This window comes from Xanthovirga aplysinae (assembly GCF_009711365.1).
In the GTDB taxonomy this organism is placed as follows: Bacteria; Bacteroidota; Bacteroidia; order Cytophagales; family Cyclobacteriaceae; genus Xanthovirga; species Xanthovirga aplysinae.
Genome location: NZ_SMMB01001163.1, coordinates 1 through 9975, shown reverse-complemented (window position 1 = coordinate 9975; position 9975 = coordinate 1). Strand labels below are relative to the sequence as shown.

The window sequence follows — 9975 nt, the reverse complement described above, 5'->3', positions numbered from 1 at the left end:
TTTTTTTTATGAATTTTTATTGGAAGTCGATTAGAAACAATGATAGTTTTTGACATCTGTATGAGATTAGGGGAGAGAATTAAATAAAAGGGTCTTATTTAATATATGTATTATCATCTTTAATTTCTAGGAAAGATGTGTTATTTACTTAGGAGATTAGTACATTTTAAAATGGAGAATTGTGTACTTTATTTGTCTTTTTTCTTTGGTTTCAATTGTGAAGAGTTGAAAAATTCTAAAATGGGAAGGGATTTTGGTTCAAATTCAATAAAAAAAGGTCAATGATTTGACCTTTTTTAGTGTAAGTATTAAAGTGAAGGTGCTTAAAAAGCAAATATTTTTAGGGGAAAAAAATTACTTCATGTTAAAAGCTCTCAGTTTAATTTCCGTTAACTTTCTTTTGGTATCCAATGGGAAATCTCCTTTCATCATCCAGTCATAATAACCCGGTTCTTTTTCCAGGACTTTTTCTACCGCTACTCCTTTATGTTTACCAAAATTAAAAACCTCAATATTATTATTGTTTAGAACAAAACGGCCTGATAGGTCTACCATGTTGGAAGCACTTAATTGGTGAAGGGCGTTTACATCATTTTCAATGACAGCTACTTCTTTCCCTAAGTGGTCTACCACCTTTTGGCCTTCATATTTTGCAATTTGGGCATCTAGTACCTCGAACGTAGCTAATGTGTCAGCTTCTGCACTGTGGGCACCTTCAAGGTCTTTTCCGCAATAAAATTTGTATGCAGCAGAAAGTGTCCTTTTTTCCATCATATGAAAAATCTTCTGGGCATCTACTAGTTTTCGATTTTTAATGTCAAAATCAACTCCGGCCCTTAGGAACTCTTCCACCAAAAGGGGAACATCAAAACGAACGATGTTAAAGCCAGCCAAATCACATCCTTCCAGGAATTTACCTAATTCTTTAGCGACTGTTTTGAAAGTAGGTGCATCGACTATATCATCATCATATATTCCGTGAATTAGGCTGCATTCGAGGGGAATGGGTACGGTGGGATTAATTTTTAAGGTTTTGGTAGAGGATTCTCCATTAGGTGTTACCTTTAATATTGAAATCTCCACAATTCGATCCTTTACTACATTAGTTCCAGTTGTTTCAAGGTCAAAAACAGCTAAAGGGTTTTTTAATTTTAAATGCATAACTTTTTACTATTTTTTATCTAATAGTGGTCTGTGTTTTTCTTGGTTTTTGCTAAAAAGACTTTTTTCTAAAGTATTTTATTTCTGAAAATTACAGGCTCCTTAATGTTATTACTTTTCTAAAAGTACCTTTTCCTAAGGGCACAAGAAAAAATTGTTGTAATTGGTCATGTTAGTAAAGTTTAAGTAGGGTCTGACCTGGTTTTTTTTGACAGACCTTTTTTAAACCTTAAATTTTTTCTTTTTCTTTTCTAATACCTTTTATACTAGAGCCTAACTCTATTTTCCAAACCTTTATTGAGCAACGATTTTTTTTCCTATCCCTGATATGTCAAGGCCACCAAAATTTCCGGAACTCATAAATAATAAGCTTTTTTCAGAAACATCTTGCTTAAGAATGAAGGCTTCTAAGGCATCTTTTTCTGTAAACAAGAGAATGTCTTCCCTGCCAAATGCTTCTTTTATCTCTTTAAGTGTAAGTGGCTTGAACTTCTTTAAAGCTACGGCTTCAGGGTCAAAATAGATAATGGGTAAGTCCGCACTGTCCAAGGTCCCATCGTATTGACTTATAAAATCGCGGCTAAGGCTACTATAAGTGTGTAATTCCAGAAAGGCCAACAGCTTTCTTTTCGGGAATTGATGTTTTACAGCCATGGTAGTAGCTTCCACCTTTGAAGGAGCATGGGCATAATCTCTTAAAATAGTGAAATTGTGTGAAGAATCAATAATTTCTAGTCTTCTGGATGCTCCTTTAAAGCTTCCAATGGCTTGATAGAACATTTCTTCTGTTAGGCCAATCTCTAACAAGATCGTCTTTGCAGCGCTTATGTTTTGCATATTATGCTTACCGAATAGATTTACAGAAACATCTTGGTCTTTGGTGATAAGCACTGTTTTTTCGTTCACCTTTTTATGTGGATGTTCATGATAAGGAATACTTTGAACATCTGTTCGTTCTTTTTTTCCAATGATATCAACCAAGTCATCATCTTCAAAATAGGCAAGTGTACCCGCCTTTGGAGTAGCATCAGCAAAAGAATCAAATTGTTTTGTGTAACTATTGAAATCACTGTAGACATTGGCATGGTCCCAGGCCAAACCATTTATTAATCCAATGTGATGATGGTATTTTAAGAATTTTGGTGTGTGGTCAAGGGGAGAAGTAAAATATTCATCTCCTTCAATTACAATAAGAGGAGCATTTTGAGTTAGCTTTACCATATCTTCGAAACCTTCCAATCGTGCTCCAATGAGGTAATCAAATTCACGATTGAAATATTTCAAAACATGCAAGATGATGGCCGTAATAGTTGTTTTTCCATGGCTACCGGCTATAACTACCCGTTGCTTGTTTTTTGATTGTTCATAAATAAATTCGGGGAATGAATATATTTTTAAACCAATTTCCTGGGCTTTTAATAGCTCCGGATTATCTTCTTTTGCATGCATTCCTAAAATAACCGCATCCAGTTCTTTGGTGATCTTTTCAGGAAACCAGCCTGTTTGTTCTGGCAGTAAATTGTATTGATCTAATCGGCTTTTGGATGGCTCAAATATTTGGTCATCTGAACCACTTATTTTCATCCCTTTTTTGTGCAAGGTGATGGCCAAATCGTGCATGATGCTCCCGCCGATTGCTATAAAATGAATATTTCTAATGTCGTCCTGCATTTATTTCTACTTTTAAAGACCAAAATTAAGAGAAAATTGAGCACCTTCAAATTTTATTAGTTTATTATTCCGTCTTCAGGATTCATTCAAATGATAGTTTTTAGTTTTAAATTTGAAAGAAGAAACGGAGGATAAGGAGGTATTTAGAGGTTAAAAATTTTGGATTTTCTATTATACAGTCAATAGCAGTTATTTGAAAGATAAAAATAGTGAATAATTTGGTGCCAAGAGCTGTTATTCTTAAAATCATTAATAATGCATTTTGTACAAAAAGTTTAGAGCGGAGAATTGAAGGGGTGTTTTGGATTTCATAGTTAAGGATTTGGAAAATAAGTATTTAGGGTAAAGGAGTCTAATTCCAAGTTTTTAAGAAGTGTGTAAATCAAATTCATGATTGGGACGGGTGCATTTCCTGTTTACCTATTAAATATTATTTATAAAATTAGCTATTAAAGTGGTGATAGGAGTTTTTTTACTGGTTTTTTGGCTAATTGGGGTTATTAAAAAATTTAATCCTAAATGTTATTGAGAGTAGAAGGATTGTATTAAATTTTCTATTTTGCAATTCTTTAATCGGTAAACTCTATTTGTGTCCAAGGAGAAATGCACTTACTTTTGCGTATGATTGATTTTTACAAAAAAGATTATTTGTTCTAATAGGCTTACTTAAAGTTTATGAGATAGAGATCAGATTTTAACTTTTGTTGAGGTGTATTTTACTTTTGATAAATAGCTTTGTTTAATTTTGGGTTTAAATAAACTGATTTTTATCGGGGTTTTTGATAATAATTAATGGAAGAAATAAATACAGGGGAAAAAGGGCGGTTTCTAAGCAAGAGGGGAGCTATGAATCGCGCTTTGGTTGGTCAACAAGGTAAGTTGCCACCTCAAGCGCTTGATTTAGAGGAGGCCGTATTAGGCGCCGTAATGCTAGAAAAAGATGCCTTAACCAAAGTGGTGGATATTCTAAAGCCTGCCAGCTTTTATAAGGAAGCCCATCAGAAGATTTATAATGCGGTGGTTTCTCTTTTTAATAATTCCGAGCCGGTTGATTTACTAACGGTGACTAGTCAATTAAGAAAAGACGGGGAGTTGGAATTTGTAGGAGGAGCTTTGTATTTAGCTGAATTAACCACAAAGGTGAGTTCTGCGGCAAATATAGAATTTCATGCGCGGATAATTTCGGAAATGTCCATCAAGAGGGAGTTAATCCGGATCTCTTCTGAAATTCAGCAAGAAGCATTTGAAGATACAACAGATGTATTTATTCTTTTAGATAAAACTGAACAGGCTCTTTTTGATGTTTCAGAGTCTAATATCCGAAAGAATTATGCCGATATGCGCTCAATTATGAGTGAGGCCTTTACCGAAATTGAGAGTAGAAGGAATCAAAAAGATGGATTAACGGGGGTTCCTTCAGGCTTTACTGCTCTTGACAGGGTCACTTCCGGTTGGCAAAAATCAGATTTAGTGATTATTGCAGCCCGTCCCGCAATGGGAAAAACCGCATTTGTACTTTCTGCCTTAAGAAATGCAGCAGTGGAATTTGGAAAACCTGTTGCTATTTTCTCTTTGGAGATGTCTGCCGTTCAGTTGGTGAATCGATTGATATCTTCTGAAGCGGAATTGGAAAGCGAAAAGATAAAGAAAGGAAATTTAGCGGAATTTGAATGGGAACAACTGGTGCATAAAACAGCGCGATTAAATGATGCTCCTATTTTTATTGATGACACTCCTGCCTTGTCGATTTTGGAATTGCGTGCCAAATGTAGACGTTTGAAAGCTCAACATGACATTCAATTAATTATTATTGATTATTTGCAGTTGATGAGTGGGGATAGCTCAAAAAGTGGAGGGGGGGCTGGAAACCGTGAACAGGAGATTGCCTCCATTTCCAGGGCTTTAAAGCAAATTGCAAAAGAATTAGAAGTCCCTGTAATTGCATTGTCCCAGTTAAGTCGTGCAGTGGAGACTAGAGGAGGGGATAAGCGTCCACAATTATCAGATTTAAGGGAATCGGGTTCGATAGAGCAGGATGCTGATATGGTAATGTTCCTCTACCGCCCAGAATATTATGGAATTACGGAGGATGAAAATGGACAGGCGACCCAGGGAGTAGGGGAAGTGATAATTGCTAAACACCGTAATGGTGCACTGGACACCATTTCTTTGAAATTTATTGGAAAATATACCCGTTTTTCTGACTTGGATACAGCTCATGGAATGGGTGTTGAATCCTTTGGAGATTCTTTCCCAGTTTCAGGCTCAGCCTCAAGTTTTGATAATGCTTCAAATGCGGTTACCCTAGGAAGTAAAGTAAATAGAGGAGTAGATGAAAATGATTCAAATGGTTTTGACCCAGCTCCCTTTTAAATGGAATTGAGGGTGAAGTATAAAAAGGAAAAGCAGCGTTTCATTGATGAAGTGCTGCTTTTTTTAATTATAATGTTCCTGAAAAGAATTCTATTTTATTTTTTTGATTCCTAGAAAGTTTAAAACTGACTACATCGTGTATTGGTGATGTCTTAATATTAGAAAAAAATGATAGTTCATTTTAGAACTAAAACTTTAAATCAAAATATTGTCAACAAATGAAAGCATTAGTTTTATCTCAAGAGAATAAGGATCGGTTAAAAATAACAGATTTAGAAAGGCCCATTTTGGCTAGTGGTCAAGCCTTGATAAAAATCAAAGCTGCTGCTTTAAATCATAGGGATCAATGGTGCAGGGAAGGTTTATATCCTAATTTGACAGAGGGAGTGGCTTTAGGATCAGATGGTAGTGGGACTGTGGAGGAGGTATTTGATAAAAAAGATGTGCTATGGAAGGGAAGGGAAGTAATTATTAATCCAGCTATGAATTGGGGAGATAACCCCGCAGCACATAGCCCCAGCTTTGAGATATTGGGAATGCCTTCTAATGGCACTTTTGAGGAATATGTTGCTGTTCCAGTGGATCGATTGGTAGAAAAGCCAAAGCATCTTACTTCGGAAGAAGCGGCTTCTCTTCCTCTGGGAGGATTAACTGCCTACAGGGCTTTGTTTACTTGTGGTAATGTGGAAGCTGGAAAAAAAGTTTTGATATCAGGTGTAGGTGGAGGAGTTGCCCAGTTTGCGTTTCAATTTGCTGTGGCCGCTGGTTCTGAAGTATATGCCACTTCAGGCAGTGAAGGGAAGTTAGAAAAAGTACGACATATGGGGGCAGCTGGTACCTACAATTACAAAAATAAGGGTTGGGAAAAAGAAGCCTTAAAAGAAACTGGCGGGTTTGATCTTATTATTGATAGTGCTGGAGGAGATTTTATGAATAATTTGCTTCGTGTGACTAAGCCAGGAGGGAAAATAGTATTTTTTGGAGCAACCACTGGGATTCCGTCCGGCTTAGATCTTAGACGAATTTTTTGGAATCATATTACCCTTCAAGGAACTACCATGGGAACCGATGAAGAATTTAATGATATGGTAGATTTTGTGGCCAAGAAAGAGATTAGACCAATAGTAGATTCTGTAGTGCCTTTCGAAAATATTATTTCTCAATTTGATAAAATGCAATCGGGAAAAATGTTCGGTAAATTAGTTGTTAGGTTTTAAACTTGTATTTTGGAGATTACTTCCGGAACTTCTTTTTAAAAGCAGTGTCCGGAAGAATTTTTGTTTCCTGAGGCCATTCTCAAAAAAAGTTTTGAAAGTAATTATTTTATTTTCAACAGGGTTTTTTTAATGAATCGAAATGGATTTCTAAAAAAACAAAGGGAAAAAAGGGTTGCAAACGATAAAAATACATTCTTTCCCCGAGGTAGAGGTTTAGCTATAATTTGTGTAAACCTAAATTAGGGAAGAGGGTTTGTAATTTACTTCCATTATTAAATTTCTACTGTTCATGAGATTCTACTCCTCTTCAAATAAATAATTTGTATAAGCATTTTGTAGCTCTCTGAGAGCCAGATAATCCCCTTGTTTTTGTGCCAGTTCAATTCCTTTTTTAAAGATCCCTTCTACTTCCTTTTTTTGGTTTATATCAATCAAAAGTTTAGCAACATGATAATAGGTAGGTAAATAATCTTCATGTTCCTTCAATAAACTTTCAAAATAAAATAATGCTTTTTTCTTATCGGTTTTTTGATACTCCATGGCAATTGCATACTTGATAAAGGGATCGTCAGGGTCTTTTTTTAAGAATCCTAACAATTGTTTGGTTCGCTCTGAATTCATGCTTTGATAAATTTTTATTTCTTCAATTATTGAGTAAATTCACCACTGATATTTTTTTACTAAATAATTACGGTTTACAAGATGAAAATACTAGTATGTATATCGCACGTGCCGGACACGACCTCAAAGATCGCATTTACGGATAATAATACAAAGTTCGATACCTCTGGGGTGCAGTTTGTCATTGGCCCGTATGATGATTACGCTTTGGCTAGAGCTGTTGAATTAAAGGCTTCTCATGGAGCCTCTGTTACAGTTTTGAATGTGGGGGAAGCTTCAACCGAACCTACTATTCGAAAAGCATTGGCCATTGGTGCAGATGAGGCCATAAGAGTAAATGCTTTTCCTTCAGATTCTCACTTTGTGGCGTCTCAAATTGCAGAAGTAGCTAAACAAGGAAGCTATGACCTTATTTTAATGGGACGAGAATCTATTGATTTTAACGGTGGTATGGTCCATGGAATGGTGGCTGAAATGTTGGGTATGCCTTCAGTTTCTCCTGTAATGAGATTAGATATTGAAGGAGATTTAGCAAAAATGTCCAGGGAAATTGAAGGGGGACATGAAGAAGTGGAAGTGAAGTTGCCTTTTGTTGCGGGTTGCCAGGAACCGATTGCGGAATGGAAAATTCCAAATATGAGGGGAATTATGTCGGCAAGGACTAAGCCGTTGAATGTACTTGAACCGGTAGAAGTTGGAGAATTTTCAGTGGTGGAGAATTATGAATTACCACCTGCAAAAGGCGAAGTTAGAATGGTTGATGCTGATAATGTGGAAGAGTTGGTTCGTCTGTTAAAAGAAGAAGCAAAGGTACTTTAAAAGATTACGAACATAGGTGAAGTTCAATTTTGTGAGCAATGGAGACCAATTGTGATTTTCACCTTAAAAGAATTCGTAATAAAAATTAAAATGTAATATTTTTTGATCAAAGATAATTGAAAATATAATGTCAGTTTTAGTATTTATAGAAAGTTCCGAAGGGGAAATTCGGAAGTCATCTTTGGAGGCCGTTTCATATGCAGCAGCCTTAGATCGTGGCGAGGTAATTGCCCTGGCAATAGGTGAAGCTGAAGAGAGTGCTTTGGCAAAAGCCGGAATTAGCGGAGCCTCAAGAGTATTACATGCTAAGGATGAGCAATTGAAGGAAGACAATATTATGGCATATGCCTCCGTGGTTGCTGAGGCGATGGAAAAAGAGAATGCTGAGATTCTTGTGTTGGCCAAATCTTCACTGGGTGACGCTGTCGCTTCTAGAGTAGCTATTAAATCAAATGCAGCCTTAGCATCAAATGTGGTTGAATTGCCGGATTTTTCTGCTGGTTTTAAAGTAAAAAGAGGAATTTATACAGGAAAAGCCTTTGTAAATGTTGACCTTAAAGCTGAGAAGAAGATTTTAGCTATTAAGAAAAATGCTGTCCCTTTAAAAGAAGATGGAGCTCCATGTGCGGTGGACGCATTTGCTTCTACCGTGAACGAAGCAGATTTTGCCCTTAAGATAACAGGGGTAGAAAAGGCAGAGGGTGAGATTCTTTTGCCGGAGGCAGAAATTGTAGTTTCCGGAGGAAGGGGAATGAAAGGTCCTGAAAATTGGCATATTCTTGAAGATCTGGCTAAATCATTAGGGGCAGCTACAGGATGTAGTAAACCCGTATCTGATATGGAATGGAGACCTCACCATGAACATGTAGGACAAACCGGGATAAAAGTGAGTCCTAACCTCTACATTGCTGTGGGGATTTCTGGAGCCATTCAACATTTGGCAGGTGTAAACTCCTCAAAATGTTTGGTTGTTATTAATAAGGATCCAGAAGCACCATTTTTCAAAGCTGCGGATTATGGAATTGTGGGAGATGCTTTTGAGATAGTTCCTAAGTTGACAGCTGCCATAAAAGCACTGAACGCTTAAAATTTATAAGAATATTGGAATATCAGATTTGATAGAATAAGGGAAATAGGGAAACCATAATTTTCCTTATTCCCCTTATTTATAGAGAAAGGGAGGATTATATTCTTTCTTTTATCCTATCTAATGTTTAGAAAATAATATACTCCTTTTAATTTTAACTATTATAATGGCAATTTATCTTTATATTTGTGGTTGAATAAATACTAAAGGAGTGCTCACTGGAGTAAGTAGCTTAAGTTTTTGTTTTTTCTATCTAATTTAGTTGATATTAGAACTAGATAAGAAAATCATGATAAATTTGAGTAAAGATTTGGAAAGGAGCGATCCACGTTCTAAATTCTATTTGCTAACTTCGGGTCAAAAAACGAATCATTGTGGATAAAATCGAATTGGAAATACTTGGGCTTTCTTCGAGTCAGTCGCAGTCAGGCTCTTTCGCTCTAGTATTAGGGGAATTAAAGGGGAATCGTCGTCTTCCTATCATCATTGGAATGTTTGAAGCACAGGCAATAGCCATTGAAATTGAAAAAATTACCCCTAATCGCCCAATGACACATGATTTGTTTAAATCATTTGCCAAGAGTTTTGATTTTTCCATTAAGGAAATACTTATTTCGGATTTAAAAGAAGGGGTTTTCTTTGCTAAATTGATTTGTTCCGATGGTAATCAAACTGTTGAAATTGATGCAAGGCCATCCGATGCCATTGCTATTGGGCTTCGTTTTGACGTTCCAATTTTCACATTTGAATCCATAATGTCCGAGGCAGGAATTGTACTGACTGATGAAGTGGAGGAAGAGGAAAAAGCAGAGAAGGAAGTGCCAAAGAAAACAGAGAAAAAGCATGTGTCAAGACAAGGTAAGCCGCTTTCTGAGCAATTGAAGGATTTTTCCCTAGATCAATTGAAGAGAATGCTGGATGAGGCCTTGGCTAAGGAAGATTATGAGCGAGCGGCCCTCATTAGGGACGAGATGAATCGCCGAAATTAAGGTAATTAGACAATTAGGGAGTTGAAAGTGCAGTTAA

Annotated in this window: 8 protein-coding genes; 5 read left to right on the top strand and 3 right to left on the bottom strand. The window is 36.4% G+C overall.

The features are described from left to right. Positions 1–354: 354 nt before the first annotated feature. Together E1171_RS15095 and E1171_RS15090 are read right to left on the bottom strand one after the other, a co-directional pair. Positions 355–1161, bottom strand: a complete 807-nt coding sequence (locus E1171_RS15095; protein ID WP_155206876.1) for a 3'-5' exonuclease — start codon at positions 1159–1161, stop codon at positions 355–357. Positions 1162–1455: 294 nt separating this feature from the next. Next, complete coding sequence (locus E1171_RS15090; RefSeq protein ID WP_155206875.1) at positions 1456–2832, bottom strand: UDP-N-acetylmuramate--L-alanine ligase; 1377 nt, start codon at positions 2830–2832, stop codon at positions 1456–1458. 792 nt (positions 2833–3624) lie between these two features. On the opposite strand from E1171_RS15090, the gene dnaB reads away from it, so the two are divergent. Together dnaB and E1171_RS15075 are read left to right on the top strand one after the other, a co-directional pair. Beyond that, positions 3625–5205, top strand: a complete 1581-nt coding sequence (dnaB, locus tag E1171_RS15080) for a replicative DNA helicase (protein ID WP_155206874.1) — start codon at positions 3625–3627, stop codon at positions 5203–5205. A 218-nt stretch (positions 5206–5423) separates the two neighbouring features. After that, a complete protein-coding gene (locus tag E1171_RS15075) occupies positions 5424–6422 on the top strand; it encodes a quinone oxidoreductase family protein (protein WP_155206873.1) in 999 nt (332 codons plus the stop codon). Positions 6423–6719: 297 nt separating this feature from the next. On the opposite strand, the gene E1171_RS15070 is transcribed toward E1171_RS15075, so the two are convergent. Beyond that, complete coding sequence (locus E1171_RS15070) at positions 6720–7043, bottom strand: tetratricopeptide repeat protein (protein WP_155206872.1); 324 nt, start codon at positions 7041–7043, stop codon at positions 6720–6722. A gap of 81 nt (positions 7044–7124) precedes the next feature. Between E1171_RS15070 and E1171_RS15065 the strand changes: the two genes are divergently transcribed. The 3 genes from E1171_RS15065 to E1171_RS15055 all read left to right on the top strand — a co-directional run bounded on the left by E1171_RS15065 (position 7125) and on the right by E1171_RS15055 (position 9938). After that, complete coding sequence (locus E1171_RS15065; protein WP_155206871.1) at positions 7125–7862, top strand: electron transfer flavoprotein subunit beta/FixA family protein; 738 nt, start codon at positions 7125–7127, stop codon at positions 7860–7862. A gap of 127 nt (positions 7863–7989) precedes the next feature. Beyond that, positions 7990–8949, top strand: a complete 960-nt coding sequence (locus E1171_RS15060; RefSeq protein WP_155206870.1) for an electron transfer flavoprotein subunit alpha/FixB family protein — start codon at positions 7990–7992, stop codon at positions 8947–8949. 374 nt (positions 8950–9323) lie between these two features. Beyond that, entirely contained in the window at positions 9324–9938 is a 615-nt protein-coding gene (locus E1171_RS15055) for a bifunctional nuclease domain-containing protein (RefSeq protein WP_187696477.1), read from the top strand. Positions 9939–9975 lie beyond the last annotated feature (37 nt).